Below are 26823 nucleotides of genomic sequence, written 5' to 3' on the forward strand. Positions count from 1 at the left end.
GTAAGCCGGCAGCCGTTGTCGTTGCGCTGCGTGTTTCCGGCGGCGCTCGAAATCAGAAGAATCCAAAGGCCGCGGAGCAGGCCAAGCCAGCGAACGCCGTGGCCGGGGTCTCCCCGGCCACTGGCGTTGTCCCCCCTCCAAGCGAAGCGCCAGAGAGGGGGCTGAGGTCTGCGGCTCCAGACCTGCCTGCGCAGGTCTGGACAGACCGAAGGGCCGCCGCCTCTGGCGGCGAGCACCGAGCCGCGTCAGCGGCGCAGGGGGGAGATCAATACACGTCGTGCTGCGTGTTGAAGACGTTGAACTTGCCGGTCGGCGTGACCAGCTTGGCGTCCTTGATCGTCGTCTTGCAGGTGCGGGTCTTGTCATCGACCACCACGATGGCGGATTCCTTGTCCTTGGCGCTCCACACCGAGAACCAGACCTCGTCGCCCTTCTGGTTGTACTCGGGCTGCACCACGCGCTTGGCGCCGTCATCCTTCAGGCCCGCGCAGGCCGCGATGTCGATGATCTGCGGCGGCTTGGACAGGTCCTTGATGTCGAACACGGCCACGCTCTGGCTGATCTTGGCGTCGGGGTTGAGCGTGGTGTCCACCCACAGGTTGGTCGACTTGGGATGCGTCTTGATGAACAGCGATCCGCCACCCTGGCCCTTGAGCGACTGCACCACCTTCCACGCATTGGCCTTGTGGCCCTTGGGGTCGGTGCCGATGATGGCGATGCTCTCGTCACCCAGGCCCGAGGTCGCCCACACCGGGCCGAACTTGGGATGGATGAAGTTGGCGCCACGGCCCGGGTGCGGGATCTTGCCCACCGGGATCACGGCGGCCATCTTGCTTTCCTTGGTGTCCACCACGGCGATCTTGTCGGACGAGTTGGCGGCCGTCAGGAAGTAGCGGCGCGTGCTGTCGAAACCCCCGTCGTGCAGGAACTTGGCGGCGTCGAGCTGCTTGAGCTTGAGGTTGGTCAGGTCGGTGTAGTCCACCATCCAGATCTTGCCGGTTTCCTTGGCGTTGACCAGGAACTCGGGCTTTTGGTGGCTGGCCACGATGGCGGCCACGCGCGGCTCGGGGTGGTACTCGTTGTCCACCGTCATGCCGCGGGTGGCGACGATCTTCTTGGGCTTGAGCGTGTCGCCGTCCATCAGCACGAACTGGGGCGGCCAGTAGGTGCCGGCAATGGCGATCTTGTCTTCCCAGCCCTTGAACTTGGACGTCTCCACCGAGCGTGCTTCCAGGCCGACCTTCATTTCAGCCACGTTGTCGGGCTTTTCCATCCACAGGTCGATCAGGTTCAGGCGCGCGTCGCGGCCGATCACGTACAGGTAGCGCCCCGATGCCGACATGCGCGAGATGTGCACCGCGTAGCCGGTCTTGATGATGTTGATGATCTGCTTGGTGTCGCCGTCGATCAACGCAACCTCGCCCGCGTCACGCAGCGTGACCGAGAATAGGTTGTTGAGGTTGTAGTTGTTCATCTTCTTCGTCGGGCGCTTGTCGACGGGGATGTACTCCTTGCGCGACTTTTCCATGTCCTCCAGCGAGAACTCGGGCGGTGTGGGAGGGTCGTGCTGGATGTAGCGGGCCATCAGGTCGACCGTCTTCTCGTCGAACTCGCCCGAGGTCAGCCAGTTGGGCATGCCGGCGGGCGAGCCATAGCCGATGAAGACCTTGAGGTACTCCGTGCCCTTCTCGACGGTGATGTCGGGCGTCAGCGGCTTGCCGGTGGCGCCCTTGCGCAGCACGCCGTGGCAGCCGGCGCAGCGCTCGAAGTAGATCTGGCGCGCGCGGTCGAACTCCTCCTGCGTCATGGGCGGCGCCTTGGGGTTGCTCGTCTGGTGCATGGCCGAGCCCGCCGCATAGGGCGCGCTGCCGTACCGTGCTTCCGGACTCGTTGTGGAGGTCGTGGGCCCACCCGGCTTGGCCGGTTCTCCGCCGGTTTGTTGGGCCATGGCGCTCAGAGCCAGGGAGGAAAGTGCCAGGGCCACGAGGCTCGCCAGCTTGCGGGTTCTCATGAATCAACTCCTTCGGTCGCCGCCGCCCATGGTTTGAACCCTTTGAAAGGTTGCCCGCCGCGGGCTGCGGCGATGGGTTGCGGCGGGCTTTTTCTGCATTATTCCGACGCGATGCGTGCGTGAACTTGATGTAAAGCAAGCTGTCATCCGATAGGTGTTTGTACCGAGGTGTTCGACTGAATAATCGGCTATCCGAACGGCTGATTTGACCTTCGGCAATCTGTTTTTCTCGTTTTTCATGCCAGCGAATCCCGCCTCTGCCCAACGCCGCCCGGCTCCCCTGGCGCCCGCCACCCTTGCCGTTTGCGTCGCGCTGGCTTGCGCGTCCATGGGGCCCGCGCAGGCCCAGAGCGCCGGCGTGCCCGGCGCCACCGCGGCGCTGCCCGAAGTGACCGTCAGCGGACCGCGCGCGCTGCCCGATCACGAAGCGCTGGAGACGCTGCCCATGTCCTCCGACGTGATCGACACCACCCGGGTCGGCGTCGAACCGGGCCGCACGCTCGGCGAGGCCCTGCAGGACCTGCCCAACGTGTCGGTGCGCGACGCGCCGGCGCGGCTGGCCGTGGGGGCGGCGTCCTCGTCGTTTGCGCGCGACGGCAACACCGGCATCAACATCCGCGGGCTGGGCGGCAACCGCGTGCTGATGACGGTGGACGGCGTGCGGCTGCCGCGCAGCTACGTGTCGCGCTCGGCCATTTTCGACCGTGAATACCTCTCGCTCGAATTGTTCAAGCGCATCGAGGTGATCCGCGGCCCGGCCTCGGCGGTGTATGGCTCGGACGGCATGGCCGGCGTGGTCAATTTCGTCAGCTACGACCCGCTGGATTTTTTGCTGGACGCGCAAGGCAAGCCCACCCGCACGGTCGGCGGGCGCGTGGCCGCCGGCTGGAGCGAGGACGACCACGGCTATTCGCTGGCCGGCACCGTGGCCGGCCGCGCCAGCGACAGCTTGCAGTGGCTGCTCAGCGCCAATCGCCGCACGGCACACGCCATGCAGACCATGGGCAGCAACGACGCTCCCAATGCCAACCGCACGCAAGCCAACCCCGAGCGTGATGGCGACACCGCCGTGCTGGCCAAGGTGGTGGTGCAACCCAACGCCGCGCAGCGCCATGTGTTGTCGCTGGAGCACACCGACCGCGCAGCCAACACCGATCTGCTGTCCAGCCGGGCGGCCCGGCCGTCGCGGGCCAGCGATGTGGTCAATGAAAGCAGCGACTACAGCGCGCAGCGCGACCGCTTCAGCTGGGACGCGCGCTACGAGCTGGGCACGGCCTGGGCCGACCAGGTGCGCACCATCGTGGGCGTGCAGCGCACCGCATCGCGCCGGGTGGGCGAAAGCGATTTGTTTGACGGCACGCACCGGGTGCGCGACAACTTCTACGGCGAGCGCGCCTGGCAGGCCGGGGTGCGCGCCGACAAACTGCTGCGTGCGGGCGACTGGGCGCACCGCCTGACCTACGGCGCCGACTACGTGCGCAACAACATCCGCAACCTGTACGACGGCGTGGCGCCGCTGGCCCCCGAGCAGTTTCCGCTCAAGCGCTTTCCGGACACGCGCGAATCCTCCAGCGCGCTGTACCTGCAAGACGAGTCGGTGCTGGGCGACTGGACGCTCACGCCCGGCCTGCGGCTGGACCACTTTGCCATCGACGTGACCAGCCAGGACGGCTACTACCCGCCGTCCAAGGTGCCGGGCAAGTCGCTGTCGGGCACCGCCGCCTCGCCCAAGCTGGGTGTGATGTACCGCGCCACGCCGGCCTGGAGCGTGTACGGCCAGTTCGCGGCGGGCTTTCGGCCGCCCGAGGCGGGCCAGCTCAACGATCACTTCGAGGCCATCGCGCCGCCCAACACGCGCGTCATCATCCAGCCCAACCCCAATCTCAAGCCCGAGAAAAGCCGCGGCATCGAACTGGGGGTGCGCGGGCGCACCGGCAAGCTGAGCCTGGACGTGGCCGCCTTCACCAACCGCTATTCCAACCTGATCGTGGACGCCGAATTCGTGCGCGAAGTGGGCAACGAGCGGCTGTTCCAGGCTGTCAACATCCCGCGCGCGCGCATCCACGGCTTCGAGGTCAAGGGCCGCTACGACTGGGGCCGGGTGGCCGGCGGGCGCCTGGCCAGCACCTTTGCCTTCGGCATGGCGCACGGCACCAACCGCGACAGCGGCAAGCCCATCAACTCGATCGACCCGGCGCTGCTGATGGTGGGCGCGCGCTACGACACCGCCGACTGGAGCTGGTATGCCGACGTACGCCACCACGCGGCCAAGAAGACCAGCGACATCGACGGCGACGCGATCATGAGCACGCGCAACGGCACCCAATTTGCCACGCCCGCGGCCACCACGCTGGACATCGGCGTGCAGTGGCGCCCGGCCAGGAACGTGCGGGTGAACCTGGGCGTGCGCAACCTGACCAACCAGAAGTACTGGCTGTGGCCGGCGGTCTATGGCGTGGCGTCCAGCTCGCCCGTGCTCGACGCCTACACCCAGCCGGGGCGCAGCGCGCATGTGTCGGTGGTGATGGATTTCTGAGTGCGTGGGCGCCCTGTCACGGGACGTTGCACGCGGGCGCCGGAAAGCGCTGGCATCGCCGCGCCGCTTCTGGCACGATGGTGGCTGCGCCGATTTTCATGGAGATGACCGCCGTGCCCACCATCGCCCACGTCCTCAAGTCCAAGAAGCAGGCCCCGCTGGCCTCACTGCCGCCCACCGCCACGGTGCTGGAGGCGCTCAAGCTCCTGGCCGAGCGCGAGATCGGCGCCGTGCTGATCATGCAGGGTGAGGCGCTGCTGGGCATCTTCACCGAGCGCGACTACGCGCGCAAGATCGCGCTCAAGGGCTTGCATTCGTCCGAGGCGCTGTTGGCCGACGTGATGACCGCGCGCCTGTACACCGTCGGCCCGCGCCAGACCGTGCAGGAGTGCATGGGCATCATGACCAAGGCGCGCATCCGGCACCTGCCCGTGGTCGAGGCCGGCGAGGTGATCGGCCTGGTGTCCATCGGCGACCTGGTCAACGCCACGCTGGAGGAGCAGCGCTTTCACATCGCCCAGCTCGAAAGCTATATCGCGGGCAATCTGGGCTGATCCGGACGGGCCGTCGCCGGTCGCCCTGGACGTCACTGGGCGTCCGGCGTCCCGCCCAAAGCCGCGAACCGATTCGGTGCGCGGATAATCCTGCGCATGTCTTTGCTGGTGTTGGGGTTTGAATCGTCCTGCGACGAAACCGGCGTTGCGCTGGTGCAGGCGGACGCGAATGGCGCGGTGCCGCGGCTGTTGGGCGACGCGCTGCATTCGCAGGTGGCCATGCATGCCGAATACGGCGGCGTGGTGCCCGAGCTGGCCAGCCGCGACCACATCCGCCGCGTGCTGCCGCTGGCGCGCCAGGCGCTGGCGCAGGCCGGCAAGGGCCTGGCCGACGTCGATCTGGTGGCCTTCACACGCGGCCCGGGCCTGGCGGGCGCGCTGCTGGTGGGCGCGGGTGTGGCCTGCGCTTTGGGCGCGGCCCTGGGGCGGCCGGTGCTGGGCGTGCACCACCTGGAGGGGCATTTGCTCTCGCCCTTCCTGAGCGCCGATCCGCCCGAGTTTCCCTTCGTGGCGCTGCTGGTCAGCGGCGGGCATACGCAGTTGATGCGCGTGGACGGGGTGGGGCGCTATCACATCCTGGGCGAAACGATTGACGACGCGGCCGGCGAGGCCTTCGACAAGTCCGCCAAGCTGCTGGGCCTGGGCTACCCCGGCGGGCCGGCGCTGGCGCGCCTGGCCGACTTTGGTGACGCCACGGCCTATGCGCTGCCGCGCCCATTGCTGCACAGCGGCGATCTGAACTTTTCGTTTGCAGGCCTGAAGACGGCCGTGCTCACGCAGGCGCGCAAGATCGAGGGCCTGCCCTGCGAGCAGCCGCGCGCCGACCTGGCCGCCAGCACGCAGGCGGCCATCGTGGAGGTGCTGGTCAAGAAGTCGCTCAAGGCGCTGGACGCCACGGGCCTTTCGCGCCTGGTGGTGGCCGGCGGCGTGGGCGCCAACCAGCAGCTGCGCGCCGACCTGGGTCGCGCCTGCGCCCGGCGTGGCGTGCGGGTGCACTATCCGGAGCTGCATCTGTGCACCGACAACGGCGCCATGATTGCGCTGGCCGCGGCCCTGCGCGTGCAGGCCGGCGTGTCGCAGCCGGCGCGCGATTACGCCTTTGACGTGCGCCCGCGCTGGCCGCTGGATCAAGTCGCTTGACGGCGCGCGCTACGATAGCGGCCTTTTGCCGGTCCTGCTGTTCCATGACCCTGTCGTTTCGCCCCTGGCATGGGGTCCTTGCCTTGCTCGCGCCGCTGGTCCTGTCGGCCTGCACCTCCCTGAATTCGCAGCCGATGCCGCTGGTCGGCTACCAGCCCGAGACGTTTGACGCCTCGACCCATGCGCGCCACTACGCCGCACCGTTCGATCGCACCTGCGAGGCGGCGCGCCGCGCGCTGCTGAGCCAGGGCTATGTGGTGACGGCCGCCACCGCGCAGGAAGTGACCGCGCGCAAATATTTCCAGCCCGACGCGCAGCACCACGTGCAGATGGAGTTTCGCGTGGTGTGCGCACCCGAAGGGCAGGGCAAGCTCGCCAGCGTGGCCTTTGCCAGCGCGCTGAAGGAGCAATACCTGGTGCGCAAGGCCAAGGAATCGGCCTCGCTGGGTGTGGGTGGCCTGGGCTCGCTGTCGCTGCCGGTGGAAGGCGGCATGGATTCGATGGTCAAGGTGGCCAGCGAAACCGTCGCCAGCGCGCAGGTGTACGAGCGCCTGTTCAGCCTCATGCGCGAATACCTGGACAGCATGAGCCTGCTGTCGCCGGCGCCGGCCTCGTCCGGCGCGGGCGCCACGTCCGGGCGGCCGGTCGGCGCGGCGCCCGATTTCGTTTCTTGAGGATTTCCATGACACAAACCATTTCGCGGCGCGCCGTGCTGGGCGTCGCATTGGCAGGTCTGGGCGGCGCCGGCGCACCTGTGCGGGCCCAGTCCGGCCCCATCCGTCTGGCGCTGATCGAGTCGCTCAGCGGCAGCTTTGCCAACACCGGCGAGGCCGTGGCGCGCAATCTGGTGTGGGCCATCGAGCGCGTGAACGCGCGCGGCGGCGTGAAGACGGCCACGGGCCCGCGCCCGCTGGTGCTGGAACGCTTCGACAACAAGGGCCAGACGGAGGAGTCGCTGGCCATGTTGCGCGCGGCCATCGACAAGGGCTGCCGCATCGTCCTGCAGGGCAACTCGTCGGCCGTGGCGGCCGTGCTGATCGACGCCATCAACAAGCACAACGAGCGCGAGCCCGAGCGGCGCGTGGTGTTCCTCAACTACTCGGCGGTCGATCCCATCCTGACCAACGAGCTGTGCAGCTTCTGGCACTTTCGCTTCGACGCCCACGCCGACATGCGCATGGCCGCGCTGATGGGCGTGATCCGCGAAGACCGGGCGCTGAAAGGCATTTACCTGATCGGCCAGGACTACAGCTTTGGCCAGGCCGTGCTGCGCGAGGCCCGGCGCCAGTTGGGCCAGCAGCGCCCGGACGTGGCCATCGTCGGCGACGAGCTGCACGCCGTGGGCCGTGTGAAGGACTTTCTGCCCTATGCCGCCAAGATCAAGGCCAGCGGTGCGCAGGCCGTGCTGACGGGCAACTGGGGCAACGACTTGACCCTGCTGGTGAAGGCGGCGCGCGAGGTGGGCTTCGACGGGCGCTTCTACACCTTCTATGGCAACGCACTGGGTGCGCCGGCGGCCATTGGCGATGCCGGCGTGGGCAAGGTGGTGGCCGTGGCCGACTGGCTGCCCAACGTGGACACGCCCGAGAGCGCGGCGTTTTACAAGGCGTTTCGCCAGCGCTACCCGGACCCGCAGAGCGACTACGTGCACCTGCGCATGCAGCTGATGATCGCGGCGCTGGCCCAGGCCATCGAGCGCGCCGGCCGCACCGAGGCCGCGGCCCTGGCGCGCGCGCTGGAGCGCGCCGACGTCACCCTGGCCGGCCGGCGCGGCCGCATGCGCGCGGAGGACCACCAGTTCCAGCAGCCCCTGGTGGTGGGCGTGATGGAGCGCCAAGGCGCGCCCGGCGTGCCCTTCGACGTCGAGGGCTCGGGCTACGGCTTCAAGGTCGTGCGCGAGATCAGCGCCGAGCAGGCGGCGATGCCGAGCACCTGCAAGATGGTCAGGGCGTAGGCAAGGCCCAACAGCCGGACGCAGAGGACGCAAAGGATTCGCAAAGGACGCAGAAAATACCAATTCAAAATTATTGAATTGATAGCGCCTCGGTATTGTCACGCAAGGGTAAAACCGAATTGGGCTAAATTTCTTCTTCTTTTGCGTCCTTTGCGTAATCTTTGCGCCCTCTGCGTCCGGTTGTTCGTCTTTGCTCAACCCGTCGCCTGCCCCTCGATCAGCAGTTGCAGGCGCCGCTGGCCCTGCCATTCATTGATTTCCAGCCGAAACGCCAGCCGCGCGCGTGCCGGCAGCGGCTCGGCGTGGCCGAACCACATGCCGTCCACCGGCTCGCCCTGGTGGCGCAGCTTGAGCGCCAGGTGTTTTTCGCCCACCAGGCGCTGGCTCAGTACCACCAGCTCCTCGCTGAACACGGGCGCGGCAAAGCCCTGGCCCCATACGGCTTGCTGCAGCGCGTCGGCCACGTCCAGGCGGCGGTACTCGGCCGGCAGCGCGCCGTCGGTGGGCAGGCGCTGGGTCAGGGTGGCGGCGTCCAGCCATTCGGCGGCCACCTGCTGCAGGGCCTGCTCGAAGGTCTCAAACTGGTCCTCGGCGATGGTGCAGCCCGCCGCCATCGCGTGGCCGCCAAAGCGCAGCAGCACGCCGGGGTGGCGCTTGGCGATCAGGTCCAGCGCGTCGCGCAGGTGAAAGCCGGCAATCGAGCGGCCCGAGCCCTTGAGCTCGTGTTCCTTGCCCGGCGCGCCGCTGGCGGCAAAGACGAAGGTCGGGCGGTGCCAGCGGTCCTTCAGGCGCGCGGCCACGATGCCGACCACGCCTTCGTGAAAGTCCGGGTCGTAGACTGCCAGGGCGGGCGGCGGACTTTCGCTTGGGTCCAGCAGCCCCCCGGCGATCTGCATGGCCTGCTCGCGCATGCCGCCCTCGATCTCGCGGCGCTCGCGGTTGATGGCGTCGAGCTGGCGAGCCAGTTCGCCCGCGCGTGCGGCGTCGTCGGTGGTGAGCAGCTCGATGCCCAGCGTCATGTCGGCCAGGCGGCCGGCGGCGTTGATGCGCGGGCCCAGGGCAAAGCCGAAGTCGAAGGTGCCGGCCTTGCGCGCGTCGCGCCCGGCTGCCGTGATGAGGGCCTGCACGCCCGCCGGCATCTGCCCGGCGCGGATGCGTTGCAGGCCCTGCGCCACCAGGCGGCGGTTGTTGGCGTCCAGCGGCACCACGTCGGCCACCGTGCCCAGGGCGACCAGGGGCAACAAGGTGTCGAGCTTCGGTTGGGTGGCGTTGTCGAACACGCCGCGCGTGCGCAGCTCGGCGCGCAGGCCCAGCAGCACATAGAACATCACGCCCACGCCGGCCAGCGCCTTGCTCTCGAACGTGCACTCGGGCTGGTTGGGGTTGACGATGACGTCGGCGCCTGGAAGCTCGGCACCCGGCAAATGGTGGTCGGTCACCAGCACCTTCAGGCCCAGTTCGCGCGCGCGCGCCACGCCCTCGACGCTGGCGATGCCGTTGTCCACCGTGATGAGTACCTTGGCGCCGGTGGCGGCCACGCGCTCGGCGATCGGCGGCGTGAGGCCATAGCCGTCGACCACGCGGTTGGGCACCAGGTAGCCCACGTTTTGGGCACCCAGCGCGCGCAGGCCCCGCAGGCCCACGGCGCAGGCGGTGGCGCCGTCGCAGTCGTAGTCGGCCACGATGCACAGGCGCTCGTCGGCAGCGATGGCGTCGGCCAGCAGCGTGGCGGCCTCGGCTGCGCCCTTCAGGCCTGCAGGCGGCAGCAGGCGGGCCAGTGTGGGATCGAGCTCGTCAGCACTGCACACGCCGCGGGCGGCGTACAGGCGCGCCAGCAGCGGGTGCACGCCGGCTTGCTCCAGTGCCCAGGCGCTGCGGGGAGGGATGTCGCGTACTTCAAATTTCATAGCTGGGTGCGCAGATCGGACAAGCGCAGAGGCCGTATTTTGCTTGCAAGACGCTGGGTCAGGCCGTGCACGCTGACCAGCGTGATGGCGCGGCGCGCGCCGCACAGCGTCAGCTGCCCCGGGGCGCCGGCTTGTTGCGCCGCCAGCAACGGCGCCAGCGCCTCGCGGTCGATCGCCTGCCAGGCGCGCTGGTACGCGTCGGTGCTGGCGGGGGGCGCTTGCAGGCGGGTGTCGGTGCGCACGGCGCGGTTGGGTGGTGTGGCGGTGTCGAGCGTGCCGGCCCCTTCGATCCACACGGCGTTGACGGGGTAGCGTCGCGCGGCTTCGCGGGCGTCGTTGACGGGCTGCGTGTACAGCAGCATCTGCAGCTCGCTTTGCAGGCGGCGCAGGTGCGCGCCTTGCGCGGCGTCGCTGGCCTGTGTCAGCGCGTCGGGCGTGAGCGGGCGCTGCAGCGCGCGCGCCATCGAGGCGCAGGCCAGGCCGCGCAGCCGCTCGCCCTGGGCCAGCCAGCGGTCGGGTGCGGCATAGCGCAGGACCAATCCGTCCTCGGCCAGCAGCGGCTGCAGCGCGGCCAGCAATGCGCGCGATTCCGCCTCGGTCAGCGCCAGCTCGTGCGGATCAAGCAGGCTGACCTGGTCCATGCCCACCTGCCAGTGGCAGGGCCGAAACCAGGCGCAGGGCGTGCCCACGGTGCCGGTCTCGAAGGCGGCCCAGGGGATATGGCCGGGCGCGCCGGGCAGGCCGTGGGCGCGCGCCAGCGCCAGCTCGAACGGCGTGGCCGGGCTGTCCTCATCCGCTTCGATCGTGTGCTGCAGCCGCATGCGCCCCAGCAGCGCTTGCAGCTGGGGCAGCGCGGGCCAGGGCGGCGGCGGAGCGTCGGGGGGCAGGGCTGCGTCGGCGATCAGCAGGTGCAGCGGCTCGACAGGGGCAGGCATCGGGCGATTGTCCGTGATGCCACAATGCCGGGCTGCCTCGCGCCACGCAACCAAGCCCTCGCCTGATGTCCCTGTCTGATCGTCTGTCCTTTGAAACCCTGCTGGGCTGGCGCTACACCCGCGCCGGGCGCGCGGCGCGGCGCAATGGCTTCATCTCCTTCATCTCGGGCGCGTCCATGCTGGGCATCGCGCTGGGCGTGGCGGCGCTGATCGTGGTGCTGAGCGTGATGAACGGCTTTCGCAAGGACGTCACCGACCGCATGCTCAGCATCATCTCCGACGTGGAGGTGTTCTCGCCCGATGACGGCGCGCTGCTGGACCCGGCGCGCACGCTGGCCGAGGTGCGGCAAAACCCGCAGGTGGTCGGCGCCGCGCCCTATGTGGGCGGCCAGGGCCTGCTGGCGCGCGGCGAGGCCATGCAGGGCGTGATGGTGCGCGGCATCGACCCGCAACTGGAGCCGCAGGTGACCGGGGTGGCCGCGCAGCTCAAGGACACGCTGCTGCCCCAGCTCAAGCCCGGCAGTTTCGGCATCCTGCTGGGCAACGACCTGGCGCGCAAGCTGGGCGTGATGACCGGCGACACGGTCACGCTGATTGCGCCCAGCGGGCAGGTCACCCCCGCCGGCGTGGTGCCGCGCCTCAAGCAGATGACGGTGCTGGGCACCTTCAGCAGCGGGCACTATGAATACGACTCGGCCCTGGCCATGCTCAACATCGAGGACGCCGAGCGCATCTTTCGGCTGGAGGGGCCCACCGGCATCCGCCTGAAGCTGCGCGACAAGGACCAGGCGCGGGCGGTGGCCGACCAGCTGGCGCAGACGCTCAGCGGCAACCTGCTGATCCTGGACTGGACGCGCCAGAACCGCAGCTGGTTCGCCGCCGTGCAGCTCGAAAAACGCATGATGTTCATCATCCTCACGCTGATCGTGGCGGTGGCCGCCTTCAACCTGGTCAGCACCCTGGTGATGACGGTGCAGGACAAGCGCGCCGACATCGCCATCCTGCGCACGCTGGGGGCCAGCCCGGCCAGCATCATGAAAATCTTCGTCGTGCAGGGCGCGCTGGTGGGCGTGATCGGCACGCTGGCGGGCCTGGCGCTGGGCTTGTTGATCGCCTTCAACATCGACGTGATCGTGCCGTTCCTGGAGCGGCTGTTTCACGCCAGCTTTCTGCCCAAGGACATCTATCTGATCAGCAAGATGCCCAGCGACCCGCAGTCGGGCGACATCGTGCCGATTGCGGTGATCTCGCTGCTGCTGTCTTTTGTGGCGACGATTTACCCCAGCTGGCGCGCCAGTCGCGTCAACCCTGCTGAGGCGCTCCGCTATGAATAGTGGGCCCCCACGCTCCCCTGCTTCGCATGGTGCGCTGCCCCCCGCGGGGGCCGCGTTCGGCCTTGGGAGCGGCCCGGCGGCCGAACCGGCGATTCAAGGACGCACTGCTTGCGATTCACCAGCGGGTGCTGGCGCCGTTTTGGAAGCCGAAAACCTGAGCAAACGCTTTCAGGAAGGCCCGCTCGATGTGAACGTGCTGCAAGGCGTTGACCTGCGCGTGCAGGCCGGCGAGACGCTGGCCATCGTCGGCCAGTCGGGCTCGGGCAAGAGCACGCTCTTGCACCTGCTGGGCGGGCTGGACGCGCCCAGCGGCGGGCGCGTGCGGCTGATGGGCCAGGACTTGTCGGGCCTGTCGCCTGCGCAGCAGGGCGCGTTGCGCAACCGGCATCTGGGTTTCGTCTATCAGTTTCATCATTTGCTGCCCGAGTTCAGCGCGCTCGAGAACGTGGCCATGCCGCTGTGGATTCGCCGCCAGCCGCGCGCCCAGGCGGCCGACGCGGCCGCGCGCGTGCTGGGCCTGGTCGGCCTGCAAAACCGCATGCAGCACCGCCCGGCCGAGCTGTCGGGCGGCGAGCGCCAGCGCGTGGCCATCGCCCGCGCGCTGGTCACGCAACCGGCCTGCGTGCTGGCCGACGAGCCCACCGGCAACCTCGACCGCGGCACGGCCGACGCGGTGTTCGAGCTGATGCTGCAAGGCGCCGCACAGCAGGGCACGGCCTTCGTGCTGGTCACGCACGACGAGCATCTGGCCGCGCGCTGCGGGCGCACGCTGCGCCTGGCGGCGGGGCGGCTGGCGTGACGGCCAGCGCCGGGGCGCTGGGCCACCCGGTTGTCTCGGCCCTGCTGCCGGTGGTGCTGCTGATCGCCATCGGCTTTGTCGCCGGACGCATGAGGCTGATCCGCGCCGAGGCCGTGCGCGACCTGTCCAACCTGGTGTTTCTGGTGCTGGTGCAGGCGCTGCTGTTTCGCACCATGGCCACGACGCAGCTGGCGCAGCTGGACCTGCGTTCGGTGGCGCTGTACTACGTGGTGGCCGGGGTGCTGTTCTTTGCGCTGCTGCTGGCGCGGGGCCTCACCAGTCGATCGGCGGTGCTGGCGCTGGCGGCGATCTTCAGCAACACCCTGATGATCGGCGTGCCGCTGGTGCAGCTGGCGTATGGACAAGAGGCGCTGGCCCTGCTGTTCACGCTGATCTCCATGCACGCGCTGATCCTGCTGACGCTGGCCACCGTGGTGCTGGAGCTGCTGGTGGCGCGCGAGCAGTCGCAGGCCGGCCAGGGCCCGCGCCGCCACATCGCCGCCACCGTGGCGCAGGCCGTGAAGAACGCCATCCTGCACCCCGTGCCGCTGCCCATCATCGCGGGCTTTCTGTATTCGCTGACCGGCTGGGGCCTGCACCCGGTGGTGGAGCGCCCGCTCAAACTGCTGGGTGACGCCTTCGGCCCCGTGGCCCTGGTGCTGGTGGGCGTGACGCTGGCGCGCACGGTGATCGGCCCGCACCTGCGCGGCGCGCTGGGGCTGTCGGCGCTCAAGGTCATCCTGCACCCCGCGCTGATGGCCGCCGCCGGCTGGCTGCTGGGCCTGCACGGCCTGCCGCTGGCGGTGATGGTGGTGGCCGCCGCGCTGCCGGTGGGTGCCAACGTGTTCCTGTTCTCGCAGCGCTATCACACCGAGGAAGATCTGGTGACGGCCACCGTGGCCGTGTCCACGGTGATGGCGGTGGGGACGATCTCGGTGGTGATGGCGCTGCTGCGAGTCTGAACCGCTGGCCGGCGTTCGGCGTTGGGGCGCGGACAGAGGCCGGGCCTGGTTCTGTTGCCGGATTTTTCGCAATGACGCGGCGCCGCCGCGCATCCATGCAAGGCGCGGGTGGCTCGCGCCGGGCCGCGGCGCCATGGACAAAATTTCATATTGCGGCCCCCTTGGCCGGGTGCCACCATCCGGCGTGCCGGCACCGTGCCGGCACGCACGAAAGGAGTTTGCCATGGACAAGAACGCCTGGGTGGTCACGCCCAAAGCGGTTGCCGCGTTGGTTCAGGGATGGCAAAACATGCCGGGCCCGGATGGCCCGGACTTCGATCCGCACGGACCGCTGGGCCCCATCGCCCACGCCGTCTATCAGCGCTTGACCGACCGGCTCGGGGCAGTGGCGCTGAACCCGCAACCGCTGCCGCCGCACGAGCTGGCGCGCATGGTGGCCCAGCAGTTCGTGGGCGAAATGGTGCAACTGAAAGACCTGGCCAGCGTGTTGCCGGGCGACAGTGGCGCGGCGGTCGGCAAGCAGATCACGGCCCGCATCCAGGCCTTCGACGACTACTGCGGCACCGGTGCCTTCGCGCAGTTCCTGGCCGATTTGCTGCGCAAGATCGGCCCGCACGGCGGTGGGGGTGACCCGCCGCCACGCCCCAATGAACGGTTTGGCGCCATCGCACGGCTGGCCGTGGGCGCCGAACTGCACGCGGCCGCCGGGCTGGTCGAAGGCCTGGGCGCGGCCGGCGACAAGCTCATGCAGCAGGGGCTGAAGCAGCTGGGCTGAGGCGTCCAGCCCCCAGGGGGTGCGCGCCCCGATGGAGTGTGCCGCTCTGCCCATACGACGGGCTCGGTGGCCGCTGCCACGGCGCTGCGCTGGTCAAACGGTCGAATGACGCATGGCCCAGCGGCGATGGAAGCGGCGCTTCGCCAACTCGACCACGCCCAGGTAGAGCACCACCAAGACTGGCAGCAACGCGAAGAACGCAGGTGGCAGTGGCGTGAAGCCGAGCACGGACGCGATGGGCGTGAAGGGCAGCGCGATGGCCAGCGCCACCACGCCCAGCGAGGTCAGCGCCAGCCAGCGGTTGGACCGGCTGGCCAGCGGGTTGCCGCGGGTGCGGATGATGAAAATGACCAGCACCTGCGTCGCCAGCGACTCGACGAACCAGCCGGTGTGAAACTCGGCGGGGCTGGCGTGCAGCACGCCCAGCAGGATGAAGAAGGTGAGGAAATCGAACACCGAGCTGATTGGGCCGATGCGCAGCATGAAGTCGCGGATGAATCCCATGTCCCAGCGCTGCGGGCGCGCCAGATCGGCCTCGTCGACGTTGTCCAGCGGCAGCGGCAGTTCGGACAGGTCGTAGAGAAAGTTGTTGATCAGGATCTGCAACGGCAGCATCGGCAGGAAGGGCAGCACCAGCGTGGCCAGCGCCATGCTGAACATGTTGCCGAAGTTGGAGCTGGTGGCCATCATGATGTACTTCATCACGTTGCCGAAGGTGCGCCGGCCCTCGCGGATGCCGGCGTGCAGCACGCCCAGGTCGTTTTCCAGCAGGATCAGCGCGGCGGCCTGCCGGGCCACATCGACCGCGCCGTGCACCGAGATGCCGACATCCGCGGTGTGCAGCGAGGGCGCGTCGTTGATGCCGTCGCCCAGGTAGCCGACCACATGGCCGCGCGCCTTCAGCGCCAGCAGCACGCGGTTCTTTTGCTGTGGGTTGACGCGGCAAAACAGATTGACCTCTTCCACCCGTGCGCGCAGGGCGTCGTCGTTCATTGCCGCGATCTCCGTTCCGGTGAGCATGCCGGTGATTGCGATGCCCAGCTCGGTGCAGACGTGGCGCGTGACCAGCGGGTTGTCGCCGCTGACGATTTTCACCGCCACGCCGCTGGCGGCCAGCGCGTGCAGCGCCGCCCGGGCGCTGGCCTTGGGTGGGTCGAGGAAGGCGGCAAAGCCGGCAAGCACCAGATCGGCCTCGTCGCCCACCACGGCGTCGACCAGCGTGCGTGGCGCGCGCTTGCTGGCGACGGCGAGCACGCGAAACCCGTCTTGACCCAGGGCGTCGAACAGGGCCTGCACCCGCGCCCGCGCCGCAGAATCGAATGGCTGCACGTCAAGGTCAGCGTGTTCTTTCGCGGGTTCGGCGCCGCTTTCATAGTGGGTGCACAGGCCCAACACGTCCTCCGGTGCGCCCTTGACGATCAGCAGGCGCTCGTCGCCGCGCTCGGCCAGCACCGACACGCGACGACGCTCGAAGTCGAACGGCACCTCGTCGATCTTGGTCCAGGCGCTCACGTCCAGGTGCTCGTGCGCCAGGATGGCGTCGTCCATCGGGCTCTTCAAGCCGCTTTCGAAGAAGCTGTTCAGGTAGGCCAGCTTCAGCACGCGCTCGCTCTCGCGGCCCTGGGCGTCGACGTGGCGCTCGAGCCGGATGCATGCCTCGGTCAGCGTGCCGGTCTTGTCGGTGCACAGCACGTCCATCGCCCCCATGTCCTGGATGGCCGACAGGCGCTTGACAATCACCCGCGCCTTGGCCATGCGCAGTGCGCCGCGCGCCAGCGTGACCGACACCACCATCGGCAGCAACTCCGGCGTCAGCCCCACGGCCAGCGCGACCGCGAACAGGAAGGACTCCAGCAGCGGTCGGTGCAAGGCCAAGTTGACCCCCAGCGTGAACAGCACCAGCAACAGCGTCAAACGCATGATCAGCAGGCCGAACTGGCGCGTGCCGATCTCGAACCCGGTCGGCGGGGGAGGCCGCTCGAGGTCGCGGGCAATTTGGCCGACAGCCGTACGCGCGCCGGTGCGCCGGATCAGCGCACGCGCCGAACCGCTGACCACCGAGCAACCCATGAACAGCGCGCCCGCGGCGTCGGTGTCCCACGCGCCCTGCTCGGGCAGCGGCAGGCGCATCGCGTGGCGCTCCACCGGGTAGGGTTCGCCGGTCAGCAGCGCCTGATTGACAAAAAAATCCTGCGCCTGCAGCACCTGTGCGTCGGCCGGGATCAAGTCGCCCGCCGACAGCAGCACCACGTCCCCGGGCACCAGCTCGGTGGTCGGCCGCCGCACCGGCTGGCCGTCGCGCAATACGAGTGCCGTGACGGCGACCTGCTGCGCCAGCCGTTGCGCTGCCAGCCCGGCCCGGTACTCCTGCGCGAAGTCGAGCAGCACCGAGACCGCAACGACCACGCCGATGATCGTTGCGCTGGCCCTGTCCCCCGTCAGGGCCGATACCACGCAGGCTGCCAGCAGGACAAGCACCAACGGATTGAGAAAGCGCGCCAGCAATTGCCCCAGCATGGCCTGGGGCCGGGGGTTGAGCTGGTTGGGGCCCAGGCGGGTCAGTGCCGCCGCAGCCTCGGCGCTGCACAGGCCTTGGGGTGCTGCGACCCCGTCGCTGGACTCATCGGCGCTCATGGCGCCGCATTTTGTACGACCGGGATCGTCGGGCCAGCATCATCTTGCAAATTGCTTGCGCGGCGTCACGAAGCATGGCGTTTCGGCGATCACTCCGGTGCGGCCCTGGCGCGGATTCCGAGGCGCGGGTGAGCGGCCAAGCGCCGGATTCAGGTTCAGTCTTCCTTCATTTGCGCGGCCTTCACGATGGGGGCCAGGCGCTTTTGCTCCTCGCTCAGGAACTTGGCGAAATCCGCGCGCGTGCCGCCCAGCGGGTCGATGCCCTGCGGGATCAGGCGCGCGCGCAGCTCGGGCGATTTCAGCGCGGCGTTGATGGCGGCGTTCATCTTGTCCAGGATGTCGTCGGGCGTGCCCTTGGGCGCGAACACGCCCGTCCAGTGGCCGATGAAGACGTTGCCAAAGCCCTGCTCCTGGGCGGTGGGCACGTCGGGCATGGCGGCGATGCGGCGGTTCCAGGTAGAGGCCAGCGCGCGCAGCTTGCCGCCCTTGATCTGCGGCAGCGTGACCACGCTGGACTCGGAGGTGGCGTCCACCTGCTTGCCGATGACGGCCACCACGCCTTCGCTGCCGCTCTTGTAAGGCACGATCTGCAGCCGGGCGCCCGCGCCCACCTTGAGCATCTCGGCCACGAAGTGCGGCGTGCTGCCGGTGCCGGCGGTGGAAAAGTTCAGGCCCTGGCCTTGCTTGGACGCGGCCACCAGGGCCTTCAAGTCCTTGTAGGGCGAATCGGCCGCCACCACGATGACCGAGGGGCTGACGGCGGCCAGCACCACCGGCACCAGGGCGTCGGCAGGATAGGGCATCCTGGCCTTGATCAACGGGTTGGTGATGATGCCGCCGGCCGGCGCCAGAAAGGTGTAGCCGTCGGGCGCGCTCTTGGCCACCACGTCGGAGCCCACTACCGAGCCGGCGCCGGCCTTGTTCTCGATGATGATGGGTTGGCCCAGCTGCCGCGCCGTGGCCTCCGCCACCGCACGCGCCACCAGGTCGTTGGCGCCGCCGGGGCCAAACGGCACCACCATGCGGATCGTTTTGGTGGGCCAGTCGGCGGCGTTGGCAATGCAGGGCAGGGCGGCGGTGAGCAACAAGCAGGCGTGGCGGCGCGTAAAGGGCATGAAATCCTCGCTTTCAGGTCAGAAAATCGTGACGAACCGGCGCGCGGCGCGCCCGTCACACCGGCATTGTGCGTTCGCTGATGCACGCCGCGGTCGCGCTGGCCGCATGAAAATCGCTGGCCATGGCGAATGCATCCCGGGAGCTGGGTAGTGGCTCGGGACAAGCCGCCGGCGCGGGCGATGCGCGCTGCAATTTCCGCACCCTTCGTTTGGCGATCCACATCACTTATGCCCCTGTTTCTTCGATCTCGGCAAACGGCCCCAAGGGCCGAAAGCGAATCCACGCACCGGGCGGGATCTGCGCCGCCAGGTCCAGATGGTGCAGCGCCACGCAGGCGATGACCGGGTAGCCGCCCGTCAGCGGGTGGTCGGCCAGAAACAGCACCGGCTGGCCGCTGGCGGGCACCTGGATGGCGCCGGTCACCGTGCCTTCGCTGGGCAGCTCCTGCGTTTGGGCGCGCGCCAGCGGCTGCTCGCCCAGCAGGCGCATGCCCACGCGATCCTGCTGCGGCGTGACGCGCCAGGGCTGGGCCGAGAGCAGGGCGACGGCCTCGGGGGTGAACCAGTCGGTGCGCGGGCCCAGCACCACGTCCAGCGTGACGGTGTCGCCGGCGCGCGGCAGCGGGGGCGGGTTGCGGTCGGGCGCGCCGACCGCGCTGCCCGCCGGGGCGGCGCCGATCGGCAGGCGCTGGCCGGCCGCGAGCGCGGGCGGGCCGATCTTGGCCAGCGTGTCGCGGCTGGCGCTGCCCAGCACCGGCGCCACGTGCAGGCCGCCGCGCACCGCGACGTAGCTGCGCAGCCCCGTCATGGGTTGCCCCAGGCTGAGCACGTCACCGTCGGTCAGGATCAGCGCGGCGTTGCGCGGCACCGGCGCGGCGCGGCCGCCGGCGCGTGTTAGCTCCAGCGGCCCGCTGGCCCCCGTGACGGCCACCACGGCGGCGCCCTGGCAGACCAGTTGCAGGCCGCCCAACAGCGCCTCCAGCACCGGCAGGCCGGGCGCGTTGCCCACCAGGCGGTTGGCGTGGCGCATGGCGCCCTGGTCCAGCGCGCCGGCGGCGGATACGCCCTGCGCGGCCTGGCCCGGCCGGCCCGCGTCCTGCACCAGCGTTTGCAGGCCGGGGGCGCGCACCGTCAGGGCGCGGCCGATGGTGGCCGCGGCGGGCGGGTGATCTGGATGTTCTTGGCCTTCAGCCAGCGTGGAACAAGCGCGAGCAGCTATCGATTCAGAAGTGATATCGACAAAGCGCACGCGCATGCCCGGCTGCAGCAGCGCGGGCGGCTCGCGCGCCAGGTCCCACATCTTCAGCGCGGTCGTGCCCAGCAGTTGCCAGCCGCCGGGCGTTTCGTCGGGGTAGACGGCGGCAAAGCGGCCGGCCAGCGCGACCGAGCCGGCGGGCACCCGCGTGCGCGGCGTGGCGCGGCGCGGCACGTCCAGGCCCGGGTGGCCGCCGGCGAGGTATGCAAAGCCGGGGGCAAAGCCGCAGAAGGCCACGCTGTAGTCCTGCCCGGTGTGGCGCGCGATCAGCTCGGCTGCCGTGATGCCCAGCAGCGCCGCGAGCTCGGCCAGGTCGGCGCCGTCGTAGCGCACCGGGATTTCGATGCGCGCGCCGGGGGTGTCGGTGCGTTGCCCGGTCTTCAGCGCCTCGATGGCCGCGCGCAGAGTCGGGGCGCTGATATGGCGCGGATCGAAGCGAACGAGCAGGGTGCGCGCGGCCGGCACGCACTCGGTCACCCCGGGTGGGGGCGCAGCCTGCAGCGCGGCCAGCAGATCGAGCGTGTGGGCCAGGTCAGCCAGCTCGACCAGTAGCGCATCCGTCCCGGCGGGCAGGTAGCGCCGCGTCATGCAAGGGCGGCGCAGAAGGGGCGAATGGCCACGCCCGCGTCCTGCAGCCGAGCGCGCACGGCGCGCGCCATGGCGACGGCGCGGGGGCTGTCGCCATGCACGCAGATCGAGTCGGCGCGGACCGCGACGGGGCTGCCGTCCACGGCCGGCACGGTGCCTTCGCGCACCAGTTGCAGCATGCGCGCGGCCACGGCCTGCGCATCGTGCAGCACGGCGCCGGGCTCGCGGCGCGACACCAGCGTGCCCTGCGGGGTGTAGCCGCGGTCGGCAAAAGCTTCTTCGATGACGGTCAGGCCGGCCTCGCGCGCCCAGCCGGCCAGCGGCGAGCCGGCCAGCACCACCAGCGCCAGATCACGGCCCATGCTTTGCACGGCCTCGATCACGGCATGGGCCTGGGCGCGGTCGTGCGCGATGGTGTTGTACAGCGCGCCGTGGGGCTTGACGTACCGCACGGTGGTGCCGGCGGCGCGCGCCAGGCCTTGCAGCGCGCCGATCTGGTAGATGACATCGCCCACCAGTTCGGCGTGCGGCACGTCCATGGGCCGGCGGCCAAAACCCACCAGGTCGCGGTAGGCGACGTGCGCGCCCACGACCACATGGCGCTCGGCCGCCGCGCGCAGCGTTTTGAGCAGCCCCACCGGATCGCCCGCATGAAAGCCGCAGGCCACGTTGGCGCTGCTGACCAGATCGAGCATGGCGGCGTCGTCGCCCATGGTCCAGGCGCCCAGGCTTTCGCCCAGGTCGCTGTTCAGATCGATGTGGGGCATGGGTGCAATACTATGAATTGAATAGCTGGCCGCGCTTGTTGCGCGGGCGCCAGAGCCTGAATGTGCTTGAAATCGAGACTACAGCAGGCGCCCGAACCACCACAGCGACAAACCGCCCGCCAGCAGCGTCAGCGCCGCACCGGCGAGGGCGAACAGCGCGCTCACCTCGGTCTCCTTTTTCTCCAGCGTCAGGCGGCTGGACAGGCTTTGGTAGACCTTCTTCAAATCGTGCGCGGTGCCGGCGTAGAAGTATTCGGCAGCGGTTTTCTGCGCGATGGTCTTGAGCGTTTCCTCGTCCAGGCGCACGCGCATGGACCAGCCCTCGAAGCCGATGATCTCGCCATCCACGGTGCCGATGCCCACGGTGTAGACCTTCACGCCGCGGTCGGCGGCCATCTTGGCGGCGTCCAGCGGATCGACGCCGGTGGTGCGCTGGCCATCGGTCAGCATGATGACGGCGCCGGTGGTGTATGAGCCGGGCGGCACGGGCACGAACTCATCCTGCTTGGGCGGAATCTGGTCGAGCGAGCGGCCCACGCCGCTGCGCACGCGATCCAGGCTGAGCTGCTGCAGCTCGATGCCGGCCTTGGGAAACAGCGTGGCCAGCGAGATCACGATGGCGTTGCCGGTGGCGGTGGCGCGCTGCAGCTGAAAGCGGTCGATGGCCGAGATCAGGTCCTCGCGATTGAGCGTGGGCCCCTGCGCCACCTGCGCCGACCCCGCAAAGGCCACGATGCCCACCTTGATGTCGCGCGGCAGCTCGCGCAGGAAGGCCTTGGCGGCCTCCTGCGCGGCCACCAGGCGGTTGGGTTCCACGTCGGTCGCGCGCATGCTGGCCGACACGTCCATGGCCAGGATGATGGTCTGCTGGTTGGAGGGCAGCGCCACCACGGCCACCGGCCGGGCGCTGGCCACGATCAGCGCCGCCAGCGCCAGCAGCAGCAGCAGCGGCGGCACGTGGCGCCGCCAGCCAGCGCCCTTGCCCAGCGCCTGCTGCACGATGGACAGGCTGGCGTAGCGCACGGCCAGCTTCTTGCGCCGGCGCAGCACCCACGCATACAGCAGCACCAGCAGCGGCAGCAGCAGCAGCAGCCACAGGAACTGCGGCCACAGAAAGCTGGGCTGCGGGATCGCCGCGGGCCACTTGAGGGAACTGATCCAATCGAGGTTCATGAACACACCGGATACGGGTTCATTTTGACGCGTTCAGGCACTCTTGCGAAGATGCGAGGGCACGCCGCCGCCGCTGGCGGCGCGCAGGCGCTGACGGCGCAGCTCGATGAAGCGCACGATGGCGTTCAGCAACTCACCTTCGGTCGACAACTCGAGCGCATCGACGCCCGCGCGGGTCAGGGCAGCGCGCAACTGGTCGTCGCGCTGGGCGGCCAGTTGGGCAAAGCGGTGGCGAAAGCCGCGGTCGTGCGTATCCACCCACAGCTCCTGCCCGGTTTCGGCGTCGCGCAAGGGGATCAGGCCCAGGTCGGGCAGCTCGCGCTCCAGCGGGTCCAGCAGGCGCACGGCCAGCACCTCGTGGCGCTGGGCCAGTTGCGCCAGGGGCTTTTCCCAGCCGGGCTCGCTGATGAAGTCGGACACCACGAAGATCGTCGAGCGGCGGCGGATGAAGGTGGCGCCAGCCTGCAGCAAATCCGTCAGCCGGGTGCTGGTGGGCGCGGCCGCTGCCGACGCCTGCGGGCGGTTTTGCATGGCGTGCAGCAGTTGCAGCACGTGCGTGCGGCCGGCGCGCGCGGGGATCATGCGCTCGACGCCCTTGCCATAGAGCAGGGCGCCCACGCGGTTGCCGTGGCGCGTGAGCAGGCGCGCCAGCACGGCAACGAACTCGGCCGACACCTGGCGCTTGCGACGCGCACCCGAGCCGAAATCCACCGACGCGCTCAGGTCCAGCAAGAACCAAGCGGCCATCTCGCGGTCTTCGGTGAACACGCGCACGTGCGGTGTGGCCAGGCGCGCCGTCACGTTCCAGTCGATGTGGCGCACGTCGTCGTGCAACTGGTATTCGCGCAGGTCGGCCAAGTCCAGCCCGCTGCCGCGCATCAGCGTGCGGTAGTGGCCCTGCAGCGCGCCGTCCAGGCGGCGCAGCACCGTCCACTCTAGGCGGCGCAGCAGGGCGTCGGCATCCGCCGGGGCCTCGCTGGCGATCGCCGGGGCCGCGCGCGGGTTGGGCACCGCGTGCGGCAGGGGGGGCTGGCGGCGGCGCAGGAAACCCATCACGCGGCGAGCTTTTCGTGTTGCAGGGGGCGCGGTGGCGCCGGCACCTTGGCCATGATGCGGGTCACGACCTGGTCGGCCGAGAGTCCGTCGGACAGCGCCTGATACGACAGCACCAGCCGGTGACGCAGCACGTCGGGTGCCAGGTCGCTCAGGTCTTCGGGCAGGGCGTAGCCGCGCCCGCGCATCAGCGCCAGCGCGCGCGCGCCCTCGATCAGGCCGATGGTGGCGCGCGGGCTGGCGCCGTAGGTGAGCATGGGCGCGAGTTCATCGAGGCCCGCATCGGCCGGCGCGCGCGTGGCCGACACCAGACGCACCGCGTATTGCACCAGCGACGGATCGACGTACACCTGCCGACATTCGGCTTGCAGTTGTGCCAGTTGATCCATGCTGGCGACGGGCTGAACGTCGATGCGCGGGCCGGTCACGCGCTGGGCGATGACGAACTCCTCCGCGTCGCTGGGGTAGTCCACCAGCACTTTCATCAAAAAGCGGTCCACCTGCGCCTCGGGCAGGGGGTAGGTGCCCTCGGTTTCGATCGGGTTCTGCGTCGCCATGACGAGGAACGGCTCGGGCACGAAATGGGTCTGCCCGGCAATCGTCACCTGGCGCTCCTGCATCACCTCCAGCAGCGCGCTTTGCACCTTGGCCGGCGCGCGGTTGATCTCGTCGGCCAGCAGCAGGTTGGTGAACACGGGGCCCAGCGCGGTGCTGAACTCGCCTTCGCGCTGGTTGTAGATGCGCGTGCCGATCAAATCGGCCGGCACCAGGTCGGGCGTGAACTGGATGCGCTTGAACTGTCCCTGCAGCACGCTGGCCAGCGTCTTGACGGTGAGCGTCTTGGCCAGGCCCGGCACGCCTTCGACCAGCAGGTGGCCGCCGGCCAGCAGGGCCACCATCACGCGCTCCAGGAAGCGGTCTTGTCCCACCACCACGCGCTTGACCTCGAAGAGAATTTTTTCCATGCGTTCGGCGACGTCGGTGCGGGGCTCGAATCGGTTGTCGTCGGCTTGATTCATGCGCAGGATGCTCCTGAAACGATAGTCAAAAAGGAATTTGCCCGGCGCCGGCGGCAGCGTTCTCGATGGGCACCGCAAAGCCGATGCCGACAAAGGTGCGCGCCGAGGTCGGGTTGAGGATGGCGGTGACGATGCCCACCACCTGCCCATCCATGGTGACCAGCGGTCCGCCCGAATTGCCGGGGTTGGCCGCAGCGTCGAACTGGATCAGGTTGCTCATCACCTGGCCGCCTTCGGGCGAGCGAAAGCCGCGCTTCAGGCCCGAGATCACGCCCGCCGACACCGAGGGCCCGATGCCGAATGGAAAGCCGATGGCCACCACCTCGTCGCCCGGCTGCAAGTCGCCGGTGGAGCGCATGGTGGCCGGCTGCAGGTCGTCCGGCAGCTTGGTCGCGCGCAGCACCGCCAGGTCGTTGTCGGGCTGGATGTTGACGATGCCCGCCGGGCTTTCGGTGCCGTCGAAAAACGTCACCGTGATGCGCTCGGCGCCTTGCACCACGTGCAGGTTGGTCAGGATGGTGCCGTTGTCCACGATGACCACGCCGGTGCCGATGCCCCGGCCCAGTTCGGTTTGGCCTTTCTTGTTCTTGCGCCCCTCGATCTCGCCTTCCACGCGCACCACCGAAGGCGCGACCGTGGCCGCGGCACGCGCCGCCTGCGAGGGCAGCACCTTGGTTTGTGCGGTGTGCATCACCGCCGCGTCGATGTCTTTTTGCGTGATCTGGCGTGGTGGCGCCTGCAGCGCGCCGCCGCCAAACACCCAGCTTGCCGCCAGCACCACGATGGCAGCCCACAGCACGCCCGGATGGCGCCAGGCGGCCCGCCAGCGGGGCCCGGGCGTGGACGCCGGGTGGGCGGGCACGCGCGCGTCCGACTCGGGCGCGGGCGGTGTTGGTTCGGCGGGCGAAGGCGATCGACTGTAAAGCGCGGTTCGACGCATGGGCACATCCCGGACATCACAAGGGTGATGCACCACACGGTAGCATGCTTTGACGCTTGTGTGGATGGGCGCGATCAATGAACGGACAGCGGGTGATGAACGAATCCGACGACAGGCCGAAGGCGCCATGGACCGTTGACTGGGCGCAGGCGCCCGCCGGCTGGAACTGGGTGGCGCAAGACGGAGACGGCCGCTGGTACTGGTACCGCACGCGGCCCGAGCCCGGCTTTGCCGGCCGCGTGTGGCGCAGCCACTCGCGCAACCAGTGCCCGGCCGGCCAGGGTGAGCCCAATCCCGACTGGTTTGCCAGCCTGGCGCCACGGCCGCCGCACTGAGGCCCAGGCGCCGTAAGCTCCAGCGCATGCCCACCTGGATCGACACCCACTGCCACCTGGACGCGCCGGAGTTCGCCGCCGACATCGACGCCGTGCGCGCCCGCGCCGCCGGACGCGGCGTGACGCGCTGCGTGATCCCCGCGGTCGAGGTGCCGGCCTTTGACGCCGTGCGAACGCTGGCGCACCGCCTGGACGATGCCTGCGCGCTGGGCATTCACCCGATGTTTGTCGCGCGCGCCGACGATGACGCCCTGGCGCACCTGGACGTCGCCTTGCAAGCCAGCACGGGCGACGCACGCCTGGTGGCGGTGGGCGAGATCGGGCTGGACTACTTCGTGCCCGAACTGGCCGCGCCCGGTGCCCTGCGCGAGCGGCAGGAGTACTTCTACCGGGAACAACTGAAACTGGCACGTCGCCACGGCCTGCCAGTCGTCCTGCACGTTCGCCGCTCGGTCGATCAGATCCTGAAGGGCCTGCGCGCGGTCGGCGTTGCCGGCGGCATCGCGCACGCCTTCAGCGGCAGCCGCCAGCAGGCCGACCAGCTGCTGGAGATGGGCTTCAAACTGGGCTTCGGCGGCGCGGTGACCTACGAGCGCGCCACGCGTTTGCGTGCCCTGGCGGCGCAATTGCCGCCGCAGGCGATCGTGATGGAAACCGACGCCCCGGACATCGCGCCGCAATGGCTGTACACGCCCGCCGCGCAGCGTGCCGCCGGCGACGTCATCGGCCGCAACGAGCCGGGTGAGCTGCCGCGCATGGCGGCCACGCTGGCGGCCTTGCGCGGCGTGCCGTTGGATGAATGGGCCGCGCAAACCACGGCCAATGCATTGGCCGCGTTGCCGCGATTGGCTGCGCTTTGATCGCCGGCCTCGGCCTGGGGCCATGGGTCCGATCCGCCTGCGCCAGGCCATGACACTGGAGTTCCTCCAGTAGGAGGATCGGGCGGATTGCGCGGGGGTTCGTGACTGCGATGGCCAAGGCGACTTCCTGGCCGATGTCTTCGGCCGAAATAGTTCGCATGGGTCTCGAAAGCGATC

At 69.4% G+C, this 26823-nt stretch carries 22 protein-coding genes; 11 read left to right on the forward strand and 11 right to left on the reverse strand.

Features of this window, described 5'->3' with window-relative positions; translation table 11 throughout:
- Positions 1-265: 265 nt before the first annotated feature.
- Positions 266-2011 carry a cytochrome D1 domain-containing protein gene (locus U1F38_RS07645; protein ID WP_409986456.1) on the reverse strand — a complete coding sequence of 582 codons (1746 nt, stop codon included), beginning with the start codon at positions 2009-2011 and terminating at the stop codon, positions 266-268.
- 328 nt (positions 2012-2339) lie between these two features.
- Between U1F38_RS07645 and U1F38_RS07650 the strand changes: the two genes are divergently transcribed.
- The 5 genes from U1F38_RS07650 to U1F38_RS07670 all read left to right on the forward strand — a co-directional run bounded on the left by U1F38_RS07650 (position 2340) and on the right by U1F38_RS07670 (position 8195).
- Positions 2340-4547 carry a TonB-dependent hemoglobin/transferrin/lactoferrin family receptor gene (locus U1F38_RS07650; RefSeq protein ID WP_409986457.1) on the forward strand — a complete coding sequence of 736 codons (2208 nt, stop codon included), beginning with the start codon at positions 2340-2342 and terminating at the stop codon, positions 4545-4547.
- Positions 4548-4645: 98 nt separating this feature from the next.
- Positions 4646-5101, forward strand: a complete 456-nt coding sequence (locus U1F38_RS07655; protein ID WP_409986458.1) for a CBS domain-containing protein — start codon at positions 4646-4648, stop codon at positions 5099-5101.
- A 96-nt stretch (positions 5102-5197) separates the two neighbouring features.
- Positions 5198-6241 (forward strand): tRNA (adenosine(37)-N6)-threonylcarbamoyltransferase complex transferase subunit TsaD, encoded by a 1044-nt coding sequence (gene tsaD, locus U1F38_RS07660; RefSeq protein WP_409986459.1) that lies wholly within the window; start codon positions 5198-5200, stop codon positions 6239-6241.
- Between the two features lie 44 nt (positions 6242-6285).
- A complete protein-coding gene (locus tag U1F38_RS07665) occupies positions 6286-6915 on the forward strand; it encodes a DUF2242 domain-containing protein (protein ID WP_409986460.1) in 630 nt (209 codons plus the stop codon).
- Positions 6916-6923: 8 nt separating this feature from the next.
- Positions 6924-8195 (forward strand): branched-chain amino acid ABC transporter substrate-binding protein, encoded by a 1272-nt coding sequence (locus tag U1F38_RS07670; RefSeq protein WP_409986461.1) that lies wholly within the window; start codon positions 6924-6926, stop codon positions 8193-8195.
- 194 nt (positions 8196-8389) lie between these two features.
- On the opposite strand, the gene recJ is transcribed toward U1F38_RS07670, so the two are convergent.
- On the reverse strand, positions 8390-10102 hold the full coding sequence (recJ, locus tag U1F38_RS07675) for a single-stranded-DNA-specific exonuclease RecJ (RefSeq protein WP_409986462.1): 1713 nt from the start codon (positions 10100-10102) through the stop codon (positions 8390-8392).
- On the reverse strand, positions 10099-11037 hold the full coding sequence (locus U1F38_RS07680) for a phosphoglycerate mutase (RefSeq protein ID WP_409986463.1): 939 nt from the start codon (positions 11035-11037) through the stop codon (positions 10099-10101). The genes recJ and U1F38_RS07680 overlap by 4 nt, the downstream gene beginning before the upstream one ends.
- Positions 11038-11102: 65 nt before the next feature.
- On the opposite strand from U1F38_RS07680, the gene U1F38_RS07685 reads away from it, so the two are divergent.
- From U1F38_RS07685 to U1F38_RS07700, 4 genes are all read left to right on the forward strand, one after another.
- The gene (locus U1F38_RS07685; RefSeq protein WP_409986464.1) at positions 11103-12371 is read left to right on the forward strand and encodes a lipoprotein-releasing ABC transporter permease subunit; all 1269 of its coding nucleotides are present in this window, start codon (positions 11103-11105) and stop codon (positions 12369-12371) included.
- Positions 12364-13170 carry a lipoprotein-releasing ABC transporter ATP-binding protein LolD gene (lolD, locus tag U1F38_RS07690; protein ID WP_409986465.1) on the forward strand — a complete coding sequence of 269 codons (807 nt, stop codon included), beginning with the start codon at positions 12364-12366 and terminating at the stop codon, positions 13168-13170. Before U1F38_RS07685 ends, lolD begins: the two co-directional genes overlap by 8 nt.
- On the forward strand, positions 13167-14132 hold the full coding sequence (locus tag U1F38_RS07695) for an AEC family transporter (RefSeq protein ID WP_409986466.1): 966 nt from the start codon (positions 13167-13169) through the stop codon (positions 14130-14132). Before lolD ends, U1F38_RS07695 begins: the two co-directional genes overlap by 4 nt.
- Before the next feature lie 223 nt (positions 14133-14355).
- Entirely contained in the window at positions 14356-14907 is a 552-nt protein-coding gene (locus U1F38_RS07700; protein ID WP_409986467.1) for a hypothetical protein, read from the forward strand.
- A gap of 93 nt (positions 14908-15000) precedes the next feature.
- Here the strand turns inward: U1F38_RS07700 and mgtA are convergent, their stop codons facing one another.
- The 8 genes from mgtA to U1F38_RS07740 all read right to left on the reverse strand — a co-directional run bounded on the left by mgtA (position 15001) and on the right by U1F38_RS07740 (position 25451).
- Entirely contained in the window at positions 15001-17541 is a 2541-nt protein-coding gene (mgtA, locus tag U1F38_RS07705; RefSeq protein WP_409986468.1) for a magnesium-translocating P-type ATPase, read from the reverse strand.
- A gap of 155 nt (positions 17542-17696) precedes the next feature.
- On the reverse strand, positions 17697-18656 hold the full coding sequence (locus tag U1F38_RS07710; RefSeq protein ID WP_409986469.1) for a Bug family tripartite tricarboxylate transporter substrate binding protein: 960 nt from the start codon (positions 18654-18656) through the stop codon (positions 17697-17699).
- Positions 18657-18882: 226 nt separating this feature from the next.
- Positions 18883-20499: a 5-oxoprolinase/urea amidolyase family protein gene (locus tag U1F38_RS07715; protein ID WP_409986470.1), complete on the reverse strand. Its 1617-nt coding sequence runs from the start codon at positions 20497-20499 to the stop codon at positions 18883-18885.
- Positions 20496-21266, reverse strand: coding sequence for a LamB/YcsF family protein (locus U1F38_RS07720; protein ID WP_409986471.1), 771 nt, complete (start codon positions 21264-21266; stop codon positions 20496-20498). Before U1F38_RS07720 ends, U1F38_RS07715 begins: the two co-directional genes overlap by 4 nt.
- A gap of 78 nt (positions 21267-21344) precedes the next feature.
- On the reverse strand, positions 21345-22439 hold the full coding sequence (locus U1F38_RS07725; protein WP_409986472.1) for a VWA domain-containing protein: 1095 nt from the start codon (positions 22437-22439) through the stop codon (positions 21345-21347).
- Between the two features lie 33 nt (positions 22440-22472).
- Positions 22473-23492: a DUF58 domain-containing protein gene (locus U1F38_RS07730; protein ID WP_409986486.1), complete on the reverse strand. Its 1020-nt coding sequence runs from the start codon at positions 23490-23492 to the stop codon at positions 22473-22475.
- A complete protein-coding gene (locus U1F38_RS07735; protein ID WP_409986473.1) occupies positions 23492-24511 on the reverse strand; it encodes an AAA family ATPase in 1020 nt (339 codons plus the stop codon). The genes U1F38_RS07730 and U1F38_RS07735 overlap by 1 nt, the downstream gene beginning before the upstream one ends.
- A 25-nt stretch (positions 24512-24536) precedes the next feature.
- Positions 24537-25451, reverse strand: coding sequence for a S1C family serine protease (locus tag U1F38_RS07740; RefSeq protein ID WP_409986474.1), 915 nt, complete (start codon positions 25449-25451; stop codon positions 24537-24539).
- Positions 25452-25546: 95 nt separating this feature from the next.
- Here U1F38_RS07740 and U1F38_RS07745 point away from each other — a divergent pair, with 95 nt between their 5' ends.
- Positions 25547-25786, forward strand: a complete 240-nt coding sequence (locus U1F38_RS07745) for a hypothetical protein (RefSeq protein WP_409986475.1) — start codon at positions 25547-25549, stop codon at positions 25784-25786.
- A 26-nt stretch (positions 25787-25812) separates the two neighbouring features.
- Positions 25813-26646, forward strand: a complete 834-nt coding sequence (locus U1F38_RS07750) for a TatD family hydrolase (protein WP_409986476.1) — start codon at positions 25813-25815, stop codon at positions 26644-26646.
- The last annotated feature ends 177 nt before the right edge of the window (positions 26647-26823 follow it).

This window comes from Ottowia sp., assembly GCF_046348305.1.
Lineage (GTDB): Bacteria > Pseudomonadota > Gammaproteobacteria > Burkholderiales > Burkholderiaceae_C > Ottowia.